Raw genomic sequence first — 16615 nt, 5'->3', positions numbered from 1 at the left:
ATCAGTGCGGCTCAAACAGGCATATCGTTATTGGTGTTCGCGAATTCCGCGCGAAGCCGATCCGTGTGCTCTCCAAGGCGAGGCGCCCGAGCAAAGCGCCGCGCATCCCAGGGGGCACGCACGGGTGGCGCGATCATCTGCAGTTCCACTCCGTCGGTCTGCATCGGCCAGGTGCGCAGCGCCGGATGCTCGATCAGTTCCGCTATATTGCGCAGCTGGCCATATGCAATGTTTGCCTCGCCCAGGAGCTGGAGCGCCTCATTGAGCGAGCGGCGCGCGAAGGCCTCGCCGATCCGTGCGTCGAGTTCCGCTCGATAGCTGACCCGTGCGTTATTCGAGGCGAAGCGCGGGTCGTCTGCCAGTGCCTCGTCGCCCAAAAACACGGTGCAGAATCGACGCCATTCGCGCTCGTTCTGGATGCTGATGACGATCTGGCGTCCGTCGCTCGTGCCGTAAGCGCCGTATGGCGCGATCGAAGGATGCTTGAGTCCTTGCGGTGACGGCGCCCCTCGACCGTAGCGTTCGTGTACATAGGGCACGGTCATCCAATCCGCCGCACCGTCGAACAGCGATACCGAAACGCCGGAGCCTTTGCCGGTGCGGGCGCGTAACGCCAGCGCCGACAGCACCGCAATGGTCGCGTTCATGCCGGCACCAATGTCGCAGATTGATACGCCGATGCGCCCGATGGCCTCCGGCGCGCCGCTGATGCCTACCAGGCCGCTTTCGCATTGCACGAGAAAGTCGTATGCCTTGAGTGCGCCCACCGCCTCACTGTCGCCATAGCCGGTGATATCGCAGGTAATCAGGTGGGGATGTCGTTGGCGAAGTGCCGCGCTGTCGAATCCCGCGCGTGTCAGTGCACCCGGTGCGAGGTTTTGCACGAATACGTCGGCGCGTTCGATCATGCGGCGGAGCAGGGCCGCATCCTCCGGTCTTTTGAAGTCGAGCACCATCGACTCCTTGCCGTGATTGGTCCAGAGGAAGTAGGAAGAGTCACCGTTGGCGGCGTCGTCGTATCCTCGCGCGAAATCGCCTTCGGCTCGCTCGATCTTGATCACTCTGGCGCCCATGTCCGCCAGTCGACTCGTGCAGAGCGGTGCAGCAAGCGCCTGTTCGATCGTCACGATGGTGAGGCCGGCGAGCGGCAATGGCTGGCCGGTGCGGGTGTCGCTGTTCATGTTCGTTTTCATCCAATCGGTCGATGTGAGGCGAGTATCCGTTTTACTCGCCGGATGGACCATCGAGAAGATTCAAACTCGGCGTTTGCCAAACGCGAATGCAGACAGCACAATTCACGTCGAACCGGGGGAAGGGCAATGCGCTTTGATCTGACAGATCTGGAGGTATTTCTCGCAGTAGCGGAAGAGGGTAGCGTTACGCGCGGTGCGCAACGCTGTCATCTCGCGCCATCGTCAGTCAGCCTGCGAGTCAAGGGCTTGGAGGAGATAGTCGGAGTTGTTTTGCTCCAGCGGTTCGCCCGCGGCGTGGTACCCACTGCCGCGGGACGCATCGTAATGGAGCACGCCCGGCACTGTGTTGCCCGAATGGAACAGATGAACGCTGACTTGTTGCCATTTACGAACGGGCTGATCGGCCACGTGACCCTGTTCGCGAACAACAACGCGATCAGCTCTCATCTGCCCGACGACCTTGCGCGGTTTTTCGAGGTATTCCCGCAGGTGCGGATCTCGCTGGAGGAAAGGCTCAGCCACGATATCGTGTCAGCCGTTGCTTCGGGACGCGCGGACCTGGGGATCGTCGCGCTGGAAGCCGTGCATCCCGATCTGGACTTCATCCCGTATCGTGAGGATGAATTGGTGGTGGTGGCCCCACGGGGAAGCGATGTCGGCCGGCGAGAGAAGATCACGTTCGCCGACTGTCTCAGTCGCCCATTTATCAGCCTGCAGCCCGGAGCCGCGCTGCATACTTTCCTGATGAACCATGCTCACGCGCTAGGGGGAAGGCTCGACGTGCGAGTCCAGGTGTCCAGCTACGGGGCTATCGTGAAGCTGGTCTCCTCGGGGGCCGGGATCGGAATCGTGGCGCGCTCGGCAATGGACGATGGCACGAATTCCGTCGTTTCGGTGGTCCGGCTTTCCGACACTTGGGCACGGCGGGATCTTCGTGTGTGTGTCCTGCGAAACGGGGAGGCGGTCAATCCATTCCGTGACCGCTTACTGTCAACCCTATGCGGACCCAGTTCCGTGTACGGCAATACCGGGCTGTCAACCTGAACCTCGATCGTGACGCCGGGATTCGCGGCCGTGACAACTGCATTGGTAGCCGACGCATTCGCAGCCGCGATCGGCGCCTTCGCCTCCGGTCAGTTCGAGCACGCGCGTCTGGGCGCTCGCAGGGCTCGGCCTCACGCAGAAATCGTGGCGGGAAGTCGCGAAAGGCAGCTTCGGCGAATCCTCCGGCTGCGGAAGCGCTCAGTGTTCCAGCAGCTCGCGAAATTCCGTCGCGACGAAGCTGGCAAAGGCCCTTGCCGAAGGTTTTGAGCTGCGGCCAGCCGGCAAGATGACATGGACGTCTGCCGATCCCATTTCCCAGGCCGGCAATATCCTGACCAGGGATCCAATTTCCAAATCGTGCCGAAATCCTAGCTCACCGGATGAGGCGATTCCAAGACCTGCCACGGCTGCGGCGATGACGGCCTCGTTCCCGCCGATTATCAGTTTCCCCTCGGCACGAATCGTGGCTTGGAGGCCACCCTTGCGAAACGTCCACGCATCTGCCCCCCGCGCAGCGCAGCCGATGATGAGACGGTGCATCTCCAAATCCGAGGGCTTGCGCGGCATCCCGGCCGCCTGCAGGTAAGCGGGCGACGCCACAGCCATGCGACGAATGACTCCGATCTTCTTGGCGAAAGCTACCGTCGAATCGGATGGGGGGCCAACCCGTATCGCGATGTCAATCGAGTCTGTAACGAGATCTTGCCGCTCGTCCGTCAGTACGAACTCGACACGAAGAGCAGGATGAGCATCGGTAAATCGCGCCAGTCGAGGCAAGATGGTACGAGCCGCCATCGACGACGACAAGGCGACGCGCAAGATACCGCGCAGTTCGCCTGTTCCTCTGGCCGCGTGGTCGGCCTCTTCCATCGCGGCAATTATCAATTCAGCACGTGCGAGGTATTCAAGCCCTGCATCGGTGGGCGTGACAACGCGCGTTGTCCGAGTCAGCAACGAGACTCCGACACGCTTTTCCAGCTCATGGACAATGCGTGACACGCTGGGTTGGGAGTACCCCGTTTCTCGTGCGACGGACGAGAAGCTTCCCAGCCGGGCGACCCGTACAAACAATTGAAGGGCCAGAAACCTATCATTCATTTTTCGAATAAGTCCTACTCTGAATTTGGTACTACAGCGAAAATTCAAATGATGCAAGTATAGGCGCAAGTCACCGCCCCGCGATCCCGTTGATGATTGGCCCACTTCCATCCCGCGTTCGGGGGGCTGAAATCCCGGAGCATGCAAAATGAGAGCACGCGTCAAATGTCACTTTTTTCGTCATTCAAACTAGGTCAGTTAGATCTCCCGAACCGAATCGTCATGGCCTCGATGACTCGCGGCCGCGCGCGAAATTCAGGCCTCGTCCCCACCGAGTTGCATGCTCGGTACTACAGTCAGCGTGCCACCGCTGGACTGATCGTGACAGAGGCCGTTTGGGTCAGTCCCAGGGCAATCGGCTTCACCAACGTTCCAGGCCTGTTCACTTCAGAGCAGGTCGCTGGCTGGCTCAGGGTCACGGATGCGGTCCACGCAGCAGGTGGCCGGATTTACGCGCAACTTGCGCATTCAGGGGCTGTTTCTCATCCCGACTTCTTCGGCGGAGCGCTTCCTCTCGCACCTTCGGCCATCAACCCACGGCTGCAATCGTTCACCCCAGGAGGGTTCAAGCAAACTGTGACCCCTCGTGCAATGACCCTGACCGACATTCGCGAGACTATCGGTGAATATGCCGCCGCCGCTCGTAATGCCCGCATAGCCGGATTCGACGGTGTAGAACTGCATGCTGCCACGACCTACTTGCTGCCGGAATTCCTCAACAGTGCATTGAATTTGCGAACGGACGATTACGGTGGCAGCGCGGAAAACCGCTCACGTATCGTTCTCGATGTGCTTGATGCATTGATAAGGGAGTGGGGACCCGGCCGCATCGGGATCAAAGTTGCTCCCGTCTTCGAGATGGGTGGTTTCGGGCCGACTTCGGAGACCGTGGCGACCTACGATTACCTCGCCAGCCGGCTCGATCTCCTACCTTTGTCCTATTTGCAGATCGTGCGCGCCGCACGTGATTTAAGTGGCACTCCGGTAGAGAGGCTGCAGGATACAGTCAGGTACTTCCGCGCTCGGTACAGGGGGGCGCTTATTGCGAATCTTGGTTTCAACCAGATTACCGCCAGCGAAATCATTGAATCCGGTCTGGCCGACCTCGTATCCTTCGGCACTCCTTTTATTGGCAATCCTGATCTTGTCCGGAGATTTCGACGCAATTTACCAATTGCGTCGTCCGAGCGCAGCACATATTACCAAGGGGATGCGCAAGGGTATATCGACTACTCTCCAATCGATTGAATTCCACTCTTGCATGAAATGCTGGTTTGATGCGGGAAGCATGTTGAGCTTGAAAATCGGGCTTGTAGCGATCGTTGATCGGGTAGCAGGCGGTGAGTATTGACATGCCCATTGATAAATGAGTGGAGAAAGCCTGATCCGGGAAAGCGCAGATCGTGGCACGTAGTTGCCTGGATACCTGTGCGTCAAGCTGGCGTCGGAGTCTGATATCCGTCCAAAAGCGGGGGCGGCAGCGCCCTACGCGATTTAACGAGCCTGCCAAAGTTGCCGTTGGATCAATCATCATTTTCGGAATCTGCTGAAATGGCAACGACCATTCAAATACGGACGCTTCTCGCGGTTGTCCTATCCCTGCTCGCATTGCTTTTGTTTCTGGTCGGCTTCGGCGGCGTTTACGGCATTCACTCGACCAATCGTGCGTTGTCCGATACATCGGACAACGTGCCGACCGTCATCGCGGTCCAGCAGCAACGAGAGTTCATCGCGCAGGCACAGATCGAACTTGACCGAATGGCTGCCGCGGGCGACGCCACTATGGCGGAGTCGAGATTGCGATCAGCTCAGGCACTGATCGATCAATCAGATAAGGCTTGGGCCACATATCTGCGCTATCCATCCGATGCCGTCGAAAAGCGGCTCGCCGATGCTGTCATGCGAACGCGTCGCGATCTGATCGACATCGGGCTCACGCCGACGATTGCTGCGCTGCGTGTTGGCGACAGGCATGCCGCGGTCGAACTACTGTTTGACACGATGCCAAGACTTTACCGTCCGTTCAGCGACGCTACCGGGAAACTCTCGCAATTCCAGGTCGACGATTCTGCGGAACTGTTGGCGATAAGCGAAGCTCGTGAGAAGACGACATCGTCGCTCACGATCAGCGCTACGCTGGTCGGGTTGCTGTGCGCATTTGGATTTTGGTTCATGCTGCGTCGCGCGATTGCCAAGCCGCTCTCGGCCGCTATTAGACACTTTGGAGCGATCGAGAAAGGGGATCTGACGTCGCATATCGAGATTGTGCGCGCCGACGAATTTGGCGCATTGCTGGGCAGCCTGCGCAGTATGCAGATGAGCTTGCGAGATACGGTTTCGACTGTCCGCGATGGCGTTGATCATGTCGCCGATGCAGCGGTGGAAATTGCCGCTGGCAGCGACGACCTGTCGAAGCGAACGGAGCGACAAGCGTCTTCGTTGGAGGAGACCGCCGCGAGCATGGAAGAACTGAGTGCGACGGTGCAACGCAACGCTGCGAGCGCGGGCGAAGCGAACCTGCTTGCCGATGCGGTTAAACACAGTGCGCGTGGCGTTGCCGATGCTGTGACGCTGCTGTCGAAGACGATGAAGGAACTTGAACAAGGGTCCGGGACGATTGCCGAGATCACCGCGGTAATTGAGAGCATCGCGTTCCAGACAAACATCCTCGCTTTGAATGCGGCGGTGGAGGCTGCGCGCGCTGGCGAGCGCGGGCGTGGCTTTGCCGTGGTTGCAACTGAAGTGCGTGCGCTTGCGAAACGATCGAGCAACGCGGCCAAGGAGATCAAAGAGCAAATCGATGGGTCAGTGTTGCGCGTCAAGAGGGGCGCGACGCAGGCGGATGGCGCGTTCCGTCAGATGATCGACATGCTTGCGTCAACTGACCGCGTTGCGAATTTGCTCGGCGAGATCGCCGATGCATCCAGCGAGCAGGCCCACGGTATCCTGCAAGTCACGGCTGCGATCGCGCATATGGATCAGGTGACACAACAGAATGCCGCGCTAGTGGACGAAGGCGCTGCGGCATCATCATTGATGAACCAACAGGCGAACAGGATGCGCGAGGTGGTTGCCGGCTTTCGCTTTTGATCCCTTGCTACCGATCGACGTTGCGGCGCTGCCGAAAGGCAATCCAAAAAATTGGATGTTGAATCCCGGCTGCAGTGATATTAGCGGGTGATCATGGGGGACCAAGGTTCTGTAATTCGTAGCATTTTCCGTAGTCCCGTCGCGGTGGCACGCATGTCGATGCCGAGCGGCGCAACGGTGCCATGCTACCTGGAGAGGTGCGAGCGGTCGTGATTGACTGGAGTGAACATGTACGTGTCTTGCAAAATTTCACCGTGTAATGTGTGTGGTCAACCTCAGGTGCAGGACTGATTTTAAAAAATATCCTCACCAAGCCTAACGTTGTTTATTGTCGTGCCGTTATTGGTGGATAGGCTGGGTCGCAACAGGCACCTTTTAATCCAATATTAAATAAAAAATTATTTGATCATGACGACAATATCATCAATGAATGCGGGAATGCTTTCGGCCCTATATGAGGCTCCGGGCGCAGCAGGAATCCCCGGGGGAAGTGGGGAGCCACTGGTAAACAGTGGTGGTGGCTCGACCATCGTTACTATTCCGTCTCGAGTCAGCCAAGCACTCCATATATATCTGCCCGATGGTACGGTCATCGGGCCTGATGCAGCGGTAGGGGCGGTCGCAAGCGTCAATTGGCAGAATAACGGCGGTGATCCCGTTTCCGATGTCATGGCGGCCGACTACATGTCGAATTCGATATCAGGGCAATTCAACAATCTAGGCAGTGCGTTGCTTGAGCGATTCACATCCACGGGAAGTAACTTTTCGCAGTCCGTGACGGTTTCTGCTGCCAATGGAAGCCCGGCAAATGCACTTGGTGCGCAAGGCGTGCAGGGTGACATCAATCTGGTCGTTCAGACAGTGAGCGGCGCGAGCGTGAGCATTGAGCTGAGCAGCAAAAATGGCACGTTGGGCGTGAGTGTGAATGGTACTGGAACACTTAGCGATGCCGATCGCACGGCGCTGTCAAAATTGGCAGACGGATTCCAGCAAGCCATTGATGGCTTGTCCGGCTCACCGCCCGCCCTCAATTTGACTGGACTGACACAGTATGATTTTTCTGTCCTGTCATCAGTCAATCTGCAGTACAGCGTTAGCGGTGACGGAGCCGACAACCGTTCGGCGAATATTTCGTTAAGCGACACGAAGCGAACTGTCAACATCACGGATTCCGCAGGTACGGTCAACCTGAGCGTTGACGCTGCGAGCGCTTCCGCATTGGGTTCGAGCACTCAGCAGAGTGCCGCGATCACGAGCTATTTGGCGCAATTCGATCATGCCAACCAGGAAGGTCGCGGGAACAGTGCTGTGATGAATCTCTTTAAAGACGCGTTCACACAGTTAAACGGAAATATGAGCACGCCATCGCAGCAAATCCCGGGCACGGACAACCAACCATGGCTTGAACAAGCGGCGCATTCGATGCTGACGGGATTGCCTGATTTCACCGGATCGGTAACGAACACTCCGGTGCAGTCCAACCCGGTGCTACCGAAGCAGACTGATGACTTTTCTTACCAAGTTTCCCAAACTACTCAAGTTGATGGACAAGCGTCGCAGGAGGCGATCATTCAAAACCAGCAGTCGCGTCTGAGCGCTTCTTATCACACGGCACTAGATGGCGGTTCTCTGAAAAAGCCTCTTAGCGCCGCATCGGATAGTCAGAGCTACGACTATGCCCATGTCAGCGACGTGGCGAGCAGCACGGTCAGCTTGCTGACCGAGAAAGGTAAGCTGAAAAATGCGAATTTGCGAAAATCCGAGAACGAATCTACCGAGATTGCCCAATTTTTACACGGCGTGAAGGCGTCGGATGTCACGACGCCTCATAGCACGACTGAATCGAAGGATTTGCGCAGTTTGCTGACGCCCATGTTGAACAATGGTCAGGCTGCGGCGAACGGTGTCGGGTGGCGGCAACTGCTGTCGACCCTACACGGAATGATCTTGTTGAGTTCTGGCTCGATTGCTAATTAAAATAGAGCGGGCATAGTTGTTCGTTGACACGGCCGATCGCTGAGGGAGGCCGTGTCGCTGGTCTATCACCTTGGCGTAATGAAAAGCAAGAAAATTGGCGCACGTTCTAACTTGGGAGACACCGGCACGGAGTTGCGTAGTTCGGCCAGCCGGCGCCTAGGAGATAAAGTCCAAATAATGGAGTGCCATTCCACCGCTGACGCTGTACATAAAAATAGGCAAGCCACTTGCCGCCACTTGGTGTTTTTGAAGCTTCTTAATAAAATTTTCAAACGCCGGTTTGCTTGCCTCCCAGGTGGCGCGGCCTTCCGATAGTGAGGTTCCGTTGGTCACAGGGTTCCATACCAATCCAACAAGCGCATCCTTGCGTATCTGGCAGGCACGGACTTCGTTGTGTTCGATATGAGTCTTGCCTGCTAGCTCGGCACGCATCTTCCGCATGTCCCTCTCAGTTTCGTCAGGCGTTTTCGCCAGGGTGTTTGGGGGAAAACGCTTGTTCGAGCTCATGTCGATCAGGGAGTATTCGACGAACCGGTCTTTGGTCTTCGTCCAGTCGACAATCAGTGCGACCGCCCGTTTTCCATTGTCCGGAGCAAACTGGTACAAATACTGGGGAATGGTCGGATGCACATAGGTCCACGAATCGCCATCTAGGTTTCCGACGAGGCGGGTGCGTTGGTTAAAGGAAATAGTGGCGTCGGTCAGGCACTGACAATTTTTCATTTGGACAGTGCGTATCCAAAGTCCGTGCTCTTCAAAAGTGCGCTGAATTTCCACTGCACGATCCCTGCCGAGGTCGGATCGGATCCGCACCGTCGGCACGGATCCCTGCTGTGCTGCAGGAGACGGCGGGCCACGTCGAGGCGAGAGGTGAGAGGGTTTCGGTGGCACGCGGGGCGGCCCGGAAGTCGGCTCGGGTGGATTGGCTCCAGCGACGCGGGGCCGTGGCGAGGAGGTCGCACTGCTACCAGCCGCTCTCAGCATCGGAGCCGAAAGGGAGGGCTGCGACATTGCCGCGGCTGGGCGTGGAGACACTCTACCCGCTTGCGTACCGGATGGATCCGAGATCGTCCCCGCACTGTTCGGGAGCGACGGCGGCCCACCGTTTCCCTCAGTCACAAACTGCACTGTCCCCAATCGGCCACATGATGGACACCGGATCTTCACCATCGCTAACTGATGGCCGCAATTCAGACACTTGTGCATTTTTCTCTTTCAATACTAATCTTACTGTGTCAGTAAATTCATGCCACTATAGAAGCTCCTTCATCTACGGCGTGGGGAATGATGGACTGGGAGACGTCATTCGAGTTGTATCTGGGACATTTGTGCGAAGCGCTTGAGCATAACGATCGGGAAGCAGGATTGAGGGGCTATTGCCAAGGGCTGATGCTGCCAATTCGACGCAAGAGCGTCGAGCCGCTGGCGGCACATCTGGAACCGGAGCATGTGAGCGCGCGACACCAGTCGCTGCATCATTTCGTGGCGAAGTCGGGATGGTCCGATACGGCGCTGCTTGAGCAAGTGCGGCGTTGGGTGCTGCCGCACATGGACCCGACTGATGGGTTGTACTGGATCATTGACGACACGGGATTTCCCAAGAAGGGCAAGCATTCGGTCGGCGTGGCGCGGCAATACTGCGGCCAGTTGGGCAAGCAGGACAACTGCCAGGTTGCGGTGAGTCTGTCGGTGGCGACGGAAGACGCAAGCCTACCAGTGTCGTATCGACTGTATCTGCCGCGTGAATGGAGCGACGATCCCGCGCGACGACAGAAAGCAGGCGTACCCGATGAAATTGAGTTTGCAACCAAACCGGAGATTGCGACTGAGCAGTTGCGCGAAGCACGGCAAAGCGGCGCGCCCGACGGTATCGTGTTGGCCGATGCCGGCTATGGAGACGACACCTCGTTTCGCGAAGCCGTTAGCGAGTTCGGGCTGCAGTATGCGGTGGGAATTCGCTCGAACACGCGTGTATGGGCGCCGGGCACCGCTCCTCTACCGCCCGAGCCCTCCACGGGGAAATCGGGCCGGCCGCGTAGCTTGTTAAGGCGCGCGCCCGGACATGAGCCGATCGGAGTCAAGGATCTGGCCTCGACGCTCGATGCCTCGCGCTATCGCAACGTGATATGGCGCGAAGGCACGTGCGCCGCGCTCAGTTCGCGCTTTGCCGCCGTGCGAGTGCGTGCCTCACACCGCGATTATTGGCGGTCCACACTGCGCGATGAGGAATGGCTGCTAATCGAATGGCCTGAAGGTGATGCGGAGCCACTCAAGTATTGGCTTTCGACTATGCCCCCGGACACGACGCTCGAACGCATGGTTCATGTCGCCAAGATGCGCTGGCGTATCGAGCGGGACTATCAGGATCTCAAGCAGGAATTCGGCCTGGGACACTTCGAAGGGCGCGGTTGGCGTGGATTCCATCACCATGCATCGTTGTGTGTCGCCGCCTACGGGTTTCTTGTTGCTCAACGCCTCATTCAAGGCGACAGTAAAAAAAACTCCGCGATCCGCGACCCATTTGCCTTACCCTCGGATTACGTGCCACGCGGGTCCCCAGCGCGCGCAGCGCCACGTAGCTGATTCCATCACCACGCTGCGCTGGCGTATCGCCGCGTACATCGCGCGTCGGCTCCTGCGATGTCCGTTTTGTTCAGCGTTTAAGATTAATTTTTTGACACAGTAAGACTAAGAAGCTGTTGCGAAATTAGTTAAACGTTGACTTGAGTCGGGTCCAGCAAATCAAGGCGCAAGCCAGGGACAGAAAGGCTTCATGGACATGGGCATAACGTTCGTAGCGAATCTTCAGGCGTCGAAACGAGTGAAGCCATGCAATCGAACGCTCGACGGGCCAACGCGTTTTGCCCAGACCACTGCCATGGGGCGAGCCAATCTTTGCGAGCATCGGTGTAATGCCGCGCTGTCTCAAACGCTGTCGATGTGCTTCCGAGCTGTAGCCCCGGTCACCCTGAACGATTTGAGGTTTATGCAGTGGGCGTCCTCGCTTGCCTCGAATGTGTGGAATGGCATCGACGAGTGCATCAAGCTGGGTGAGGTCGTGGCGGTTCGCCCCGCTCAGGATGACCGCGAGCGGGATACCTTTCGCGTCGACGATGAGGTGGTGTTTGCTGCCGAGCTTGCGCCGGTCCGTTGGATTCGGGCCGGTTTTTTTCCCGCCAGCATCGCGCGAATCGACGAACTGTCTACCAGCGCTCGAGACAGATCGATTTCTCCACGACGCCGCAGTTCGGCCAGCAACGTTTCGTGGATGCGTTGCCAGACTCCTGCTTCTTGCCATGCAACGAGTCGGCGCCAGCAGGCGGTGCCTGAACCGCATCCCATCTCTTGCGGGAGCAGATTCCACGCAATGCCCGAACGCAGCACGAACACGATGCCGGTTAAAACGGCTCGGTCGGGTGTCGGCTTTCGACCCGCATATTGGCGATTGCGCGGTGCTCGCGCAGGCAGCAGCGGTTCGATGAGTGACCACAATTCGTCGTCTATCAGTTCTTTAGGCATCGCTTTCTGTCGGGCAAAACAAGACAGAAAGTTAACACCAAGTCGGAAAAGTTTAACAGACCCAAAACTTAATTTCGCAACAGCTTCTAAGTAGGGGCGATATAGCGCCACGCTCACAGGCGCCGTTGCTTAGGTAATACGAGCGATCCACGTTAGGTGGGCCGAGGCTGCACGAATGGATGTTGATGCACCGTGCAAGGGACGGCGTGCAGCATCCATAGACTTATCGAACGCTTGGCTGTTGGTTTTTATTCCACCTGCGGCGCGGTCGGCTGTAACGGACTCCCAGCCATTCGATTTCAGACTTGGTATGCAGCACATTCCCGAATGGGTGTCCCACGGCAGCCAGCATTACGTCGCACTCAAACTCAATGTCGTTGCTATGGCCGGCCGTCGTGGCCGCCCAGCTCATGGCTTCTCGGACATGGCAATCGAGCGCGAACGTCACGCGCAACCGCTCGCCCGGCATCGACGGTTACGACGTGGCGCGTCGCCTGAGAGGCAGCGCTGATACCCGGTTGGCGATCCTGATCGCGTGGTCCGGGGTCACTTCGCGTGCCGCCATGGCGACGGCCCGCGAAGCAGGATTCGATGCGCATTGTGCGAAGCCGCTGGCGCCATCGCGAATCCTGGGCACCTTGCGGCGCGCGGTGGATCGCGGTCGCGGCGCGGCGGAGCGGTAGGGAAAGATGGGCAGGACGCGCCGCACCATGCTCGCCACGGGGGCTGCTGTGCAGGCACCACGAGGCGGCGGCACAGGCACGAGGCGCCTGCGCCGCCGCGGGCTTACGCCGTCTTGCCTTCGCCGAGGTCGGCACCCGTCATCGGGTCCGAATCTGGATCCGATTCGAGGCGGGCGGCCATGGCTTCGAGCGCTGCGGCCTGTTCGGCATCGAGATCGACGGAAGCACTGCCGTCGCCGCCGTCGATGGCCGGTTCCCCGAAGCGCCATTCGAGTTCCTCTCCGCTATTCCAGGGCCCCGGATCCGGCGGGCTGTCGATCGACATGCGCAGATAGAGCCGGTCGTATGGCGGGACCGGCGGCAGCTTGCCGGGCGGGAAGTTCGCGGAAATCGCGTACAGCGCTTTCTCGAACGACTTTTGATGCGCGACTTCGCGCGTCATCAGGAAGCCGAGCGCATCGCGCACTCCAGCGTCGTCGGTGACGTTGATCAGGCGTTCGTAGATGATCTTGGCGCGCGCCTCCGCCGCGATGTTCGAACGCAGGTCGGCGGTAGGTTCGCCGATGGTGTCGAGGTAGGCCGCCGACCAAGGCACGCCCGCCGAGTTCGTCAGCGGGGCGCCGGCGCCATAGAGCACCTGCGTGAGATGGCTGTCGTTGCCGGCCCCGTGAAGCTTGCGGTATGCCTCGGCCTGGGTGTCCACCGCTTCCGCGAGTTCGCCCTTCGCGCCCCGGTTCAGCATCGCGACCATCGAGCCGATCACCTCCAGGTGACTCAGTTCCTCGGTAGCGATGTCGAGCAGCAGGTCCTTGCGGCCCGGGTCCTCCTCGGTGATGGCCTGGGTGAAATAACGCATGGCCGCGGCGAGTTCGCCTTGCGGTCCGCCGAATTGCTCCAGCAGCAGGTTGGCCAGCCCCGGGTTCGGGGTGGCGACGCGCACGGTGTATTGCAGCTTCGAGTGATGGCTGAACATATGCCCTCCGGGCAGGTACTGTAGGGAGCGCCGGCCATCGTCAACCGGCGGTGATACGTTGGGGATTGCGGGGCTCCGGGCGGAACGTCGATGTCGCGCGGGGTACCTGGGCCGGCTGCACAGGATGTGTGCCGGCAGGCGCTGTCGAACTCAGGTGCCGACCGCCTTGGCGTTGCCGGAGGTTTGGGCGAACTTCGTGAGCTTGAGATCGGCCGCCTTCTCTTCTTCGAGCGTCTCGGCCAGCAGCGTGGCCGCCGAGTCGAGCCCGAGTTGCCGGGCCAGGGCGCAAAGGCTGCCGTAGGCGGCGATCTCGTAGTGCTCGACCTTTTGCGCGGCCGCCACCAGGCCGATATCCAGCACCGGGCCCTTCTCGATCTCGTCGATCAATTCCTGGCCTTCCTCGATGAGGCCTTCCATCGCCACGCATTTCATGCGCTTCAGGCGCAGGCCGCAAGTCTCGACCACCTGGTCGATACGTTGCACCTGGCCCTGGGTTTCCTCGAGGTGCGTCTTGAAGGCCTCGACGAGTTCCGGCTCGGTTGCCGCGCGAGACAGTCTCGCCAGCGCGCGCGTCAGTTGCTTCTCGGCGCTGTAGATATCGGACAGCATGTGGATGAACAGATCGTCCACGGTTTTGCGGTGTGCCATGACAAGCTCCTCTCGGCGTGTGGGGACGCCATGAATGGCGCACGGGGCATGCCCGGCCGTGGTTCGCGGCTTGGTGCGATAGCGAACTGACGCACCCGTCGTCTCTCGGCTAGAGGCTGTTTCAGGAGGTTGGCCACGAGTCGTGCGGTATCAGCGCCAGTACGTATCGGGTGCCTGCGCGTTGTCGGTTGCAGTGACGGCTCGGCGTGGCTCGCGGTGGCGTTCGACGTGCCGGCCTTGAGCGTCGAGGCTCGCAACGTCGGCGTGGCGCGCGCCGCCGGCGCGGAGCACCTGTTGCAGCTCGGCGCGCGCTGGCCGGCCTTCACCGATGCCGACGGCCGTGTCGCGCCGGACTGGCTGGCCGCGCCACTGTCGCTCGGTGCGGCTGCGGCGGCTCCGGAGCCCGGTGGACGTTCGCCCCTGTTCGTGGTCCCGCCGCATCTCGACGATTCGGCATTCGGCTGCGCGGTGCTGCTCGCGACGCCCGCTGGATGTGCCTCGCGGGAGAAACCTGCTGCCGGAGCGGGAACGTGCTCACGCCTGACGATGTGGCTGGGGCCGGCCCCGTTTGTCGGGCCTGTTTGGCAGAGCGTTTTTACTTGCTTGTGTCAATTCTCCTTTCCCGGAACGCCGCATCGAATCGGAAGGCATACAGGCATCGGGCTCCGAGGTGCTGCGAAACCGTACGGAACCAGCAACAAGAGATGTCGGTGAGACCAGCGGTGCCGCAGCGCCGCTCATTGAGTTCGAGAGGCCGATCGGCGTGCTCATGACGATTGCTGGCCGAACCGGAAGGTCTGCAGCGCGCAGACCGTTCGTCGTTGCGGCACAGCCCTGGCCGCGACGGTCTTGTTGACCAGGACGCGGCGATTGCCACGGTGCTCGATGTGCGGTATCTCGATGGTCATCGAGATGCGGCAGGCACATGTCACGCTTGACGGCCATGTGTCGCCCGCCAACTGCATTGCGTTCGTTACGGATTGGCGAGCCGGTTGTACAGCGTCTTGAGGCTGATGCCGAGCATGTCGGCTGCGTATGACTTGACGCCGCCACAATGCGCCACCGTGGCGGCTACCAGGCGGCGATCCATTTCGTCGAGCGGCGTTGCCAACGGCACCCACACCGATTCGCCAACCTCGCTCGATGTATCCGACGCCTCGTCCAGAATGGGGAGCGGCAACGCATCGATGCAGTCGCCCTCGCAGAATATCGCTGCATGCTGCACCAGGTTGCGCAGCTCGCGGACGTTGCCGCGCCAGTTGCGCTGAGTCATCGCGCGCTGCGCCGCTTCCGAGAAGCGCAGGCACCTGCCGCTCGTCTCATTGAGCCGAGCGAGAAACGCGTCGGCGAGCAGCACCACGTCGCAGCCGCGTTCGCGCAATGGCGGCAGCGGGATCGGAAATACGTTGATGCGGTGATAGAGATCGGCGCGCAGGAAGCCGAGGTCGACCGCCGCGAGCGGGTCACGGTTGGTGGCGGCCACGATGCGCACGTCCACCTCGCGTTCGTGCGAGCCGCCCAGCCGCCGCACGCGACGCGTTTCCAGCACGCGCAGCAAGCGCACCTGCAGATCCACCGGCATCTCCGCGATTTCGTCTAGAAACAGCGTGCCGCCGTCGGCGCGTTCGAAAAAACCGCGATGATCGCGATCGGCGCCGGTAAAGCTACCGCGTTCATGACCGAACATCTCGCTCTCGATGAGTCGCGCCGGCAGCGCACCGCAGTTGATCGCGATGAACGGTCCATCGCGCCGCGGGCTTAATGCGTGGATGGTCTGCGCCGCCAGCTCCTTGCCCGTGCCCGATTCGCCGGTCAGCAAGACCGACACGCTGGTCGAGGTGACGCGCGTAATCGCGTCGTACACGGCGAGCATCGATTCGGAGCGGCCGAGCATCAAACCGAAGCGCGATGTCTCGCGTACCTCGGTGGCGAGCCTCACCAGGATGTCGTTGCGCGACGTGTGGCGCGACACGCGGTTGAGCAAGGCCTGCAGCCGTTCCATGTTGACGGGCTTGACCAGATAATCGGAGGCGCCCAGCCGCAGCGCGCGGATTGCCGAATCGAGCGAGGCATGGCCGGTAGTCACCACGACCTCGCAGCCGAATTTGGTTAATTCATCAAACAGCGCCATGCCGTTGCCGTCGGGCAGCATCAGGTCGCACAGCACCAGACTCGGATGGCGTTCGCCAATCCGCAGTCGGGCTTCGGCTAGCGTGGCGGCCGTGTCACACCCAAGGTTCTGGGCATGGGCCAGCGTGAACATCGCCGCGCGTGTGGATTCATCATCGTCGACCACCAAGATATGGGGCATGCGGGAGCTCGTTCGGGAAGGGGCTGGCTGCCTTGATCAAGCGGAATTCGGTCCCGATTAAATGCACGTGCGGCGCGAC

14 protein-coding genes and 3 pseudogenes are annotated in these 16615 nt (G+C 59.9%); 8 read left to right on the top strand and 9 right to left on the bottom strand.

The window, feature by feature from the left end:
- Nucleotides 1-11: 11 nt before the first annotated feature.
- The gene (locus tag AB4850_RS10835) at nucleotides 12-1181 is read right to left on the bottom strand and encodes a CaiB/BaiF CoA transferase family protein (RefSeq protein ID WP_414439814.1); all 1170 of its coding nucleotides are present in this window, start codon (nucleotides 1179-1181) and stop codon (nucleotides 12-14) included.
- Nucleotides 1182-1235: 54 nt separating this feature from the next.
- On the opposite strand from AB4850_RS10835, the pseudogene AB4850_RS10830 reads away from it, so the two are divergent.
- Both AB4850_RS10830 and AB4850_RS10825 read left to right on the top strand, forming a co-directional pair.
- Nucleotides 1236-1499 (top strand): annotated as a pseudogene (locus AB4850_RS10830) (LysR family transcriptional regulator); the annotation flags it as partial.
- Nucleotides 1500-1556: 57 nt separating this feature from the next.
- A complete protein-coding gene (locus tag AB4850_RS10825; RefSeq protein ID WP_414442003.1) occupies nucleotides 1557-2237 on the top strand; it encodes a LysR substrate-binding domain-containing protein in 681 nt (226 codons plus the stop codon).
- A 198-nt stretch (nucleotides 2238-2435) separates the two neighbouring features.
- On the opposite strand, the gene AB4850_RS10820 is transcribed toward AB4850_RS10825, so the two are convergent.
- The gene (locus AB4850_RS10820) at nucleotides 2436-3335 is read right to left on the bottom strand and encodes a LysR family transcriptional regulator (RefSeq protein ID WP_414439813.1); all 900 of its coding nucleotides are present in this window, start codon (nucleotides 3333-3335) and stop codon (nucleotides 2436-2438) included.
- Nucleotides 3336-3476: 141 nt separating this feature from the next.
- Between AB4850_RS10820 and AB4850_RS10815 the strand changes: the two genes are divergently transcribed.
- From AB4850_RS10815 to AB4850_RS10805, 3 genes are all read left to right on the top strand, one after another.
- The gene (locus AB4850_RS10815) at nucleotides 3477-4583 is read left to right on the top strand and encodes an alkene reductase (RefSeq protein WP_414439812.1); all 1107 of its coding nucleotides are present in this window, start codon (nucleotides 3477-3479) and stop codon (nucleotides 4581-4583) included.
- Nucleotides 4584-4886: 303 nt separating this feature from the next.
- The gene (locus tag AB4850_RS10810) at nucleotides 4887-6425 is read left to right on the top strand and encodes a methyl-accepting chemotaxis protein (protein WP_414439811.1); all 1539 of its coding nucleotides are present in this window, start codon (nucleotides 4887-4889) and stop codon (nucleotides 6423-6425) included.
- Nucleotides 6426-6851: 426 nt separating this feature from the next.
- Nucleotides 6852-8402 (top strand): hypothetical protein, encoded by a 1551-nt coding sequence (locus AB4850_RS10805; protein WP_414439810.1) that lies wholly within the window; start codon nucleotides 6852-6854, stop codon nucleotides 8400-8402.
- A 156-nt stretch (nucleotides 8403-8558) separates the two neighbouring features.
- On the opposite strand, the gene AB4850_RS10800 is transcribed toward AB4850_RS10805, so the two are convergent.
- Nucleotides 8559-9179 (bottom strand): hypothetical protein, encoded by a 621-nt coding sequence (locus AB4850_RS10800; RefSeq protein WP_414439809.1) that lies wholly within the window; start codon nucleotides 9177-9179, stop codon nucleotides 8559-8561.
- 510 nt (nucleotides 9180-9689) lie between these two features.
- On the opposite strand from AB4850_RS10800, the gene AB4850_RS10795 reads away from it, so the two are divergent.
- Nucleotides 9690-10985 carry an IS701 family transposase gene (locus tag AB4850_RS10795; RefSeq protein WP_414442002.1) on the top strand — a complete coding sequence of 432 codons (1296 nt, stop codon included), beginning with the start codon at nucleotides 9690-9692 and terminating at the stop codon, nucleotides 10983-10985.
- A 124-nt stretch (nucleotides 10986-11109) separates the two neighbouring features.
- On the opposite strand, the gene AB4850_RS10790 is transcribed toward AB4850_RS10795, so the two are convergent.
- A protein-coding gene (locus AB4850_RS10790; RefSeq protein WP_414439808.1) for an IS5 family transposase occupies nucleotides 11110-11921 on the bottom strand; the annotation gives its coding sequence in 2 pieces (ribosomal slippage) (nucleotides 11110-11582 and nucleotides 11582-11921; 813 coding nt in all).
- A gap of 286 nt (nucleotides 11922-12207) precedes the next feature.
- Nucleotides 12208-12384 (bottom strand): annotated as a pseudogene (locus AB4850_RS10785) (IS3 family transposase); the annotation flags it as partial.
- On the opposite strand from AB4850_RS10785, the gene AB4850_RS10780 reads away from it, so the two are divergent.
- On the top strand, nucleotides 12317-12604 hold the full coding sequence (locus tag AB4850_RS10780) for a hypothetical protein (protein WP_414442050.1): 288 nt from the start codon (nucleotides 12317-12319) through the stop codon (nucleotides 12602-12604). The pseudogene AB4850_RS10785 and the gene AB4850_RS10780 overlap by 68 nt on opposite strands.
- 103 nt (nucleotides 12605-12707) lie before the next feature.
- Here the strand turns inward: AB4850_RS10780 and AB4850_RS10775 are convergent, their stop codons facing one another.
- Nucleotides 12708-13577, bottom strand: a complete 870-nt coding sequence (locus tag AB4850_RS10775; protein WP_414439807.1) for a manganese catalase family protein — start codon at nucleotides 13575-13577, stop codon at nucleotides 12708-12710.
- Nucleotides 13578-13727: 150 nt separating this feature from the next.
- Nucleotides 13728-14225, bottom strand: a complete 498-nt coding sequence (locus AB4850_RS10770; RefSeq protein WP_414439806.1) for a ferritin-like domain-containing protein — start codon at nucleotides 14223-14225, stop codon at nucleotides 13728-13730.
- Nucleotides 14226-14459: 234 nt separating this feature from the next.
- Between AB4850_RS10770 and AB4850_RS10765 the strand changes: the two are divergent.
- Nucleotides 14460-14615, top strand: a pseudogene (locus AB4850_RS10765) (glycosyltransferase family A protein); the annotation flags it as partial.
- Between the two features lie 377 nt (nucleotides 14616-14992).
- On the opposite strand, the gene AB4850_RS10760 reads toward AB4850_RS10765, so the two are convergent.
- Both AB4850_RS10760 and AB4850_RS10755 read right to left on the bottom strand, forming a co-directional pair.
- The gene (locus AB4850_RS10760) at nucleotides 14993-15133 is read right to left on the bottom strand and encodes a hypothetical protein (protein ID WP_414439805.1); all 141 of its coding nucleotides are present in this window, start codon (nucleotides 15131-15133) and stop codon (nucleotides 14993-14995) included.
- A 65-nt stretch (nucleotides 15134-15198) separates the two neighbouring features.
- The gene (locus AB4850_RS10755; protein WP_414439804.1) at nucleotides 15199-16536 is read right to left on the bottom strand and encodes a sigma-54-dependent transcriptional regulator; all 1338 of its coding nucleotides are present in this window, start codon (nucleotides 16534-16536) and stop codon (nucleotides 15199-15201) included.
- Nucleotides 16537-16615: the final 79 nt, after the last annotated feature.

This window comes from Burkholderia sp. 22PA0106, from assembly GCF_047497155.1.
Taxonomy (GTDB): domain Bacteria; phylum Pseudomonadota; class Gammaproteobacteria; order Burkholderiales; family Burkholderiaceae; genus Burkholderia.
This window is presented reverse-complemented; position numbering and strand designations above follow the sequence as displayed.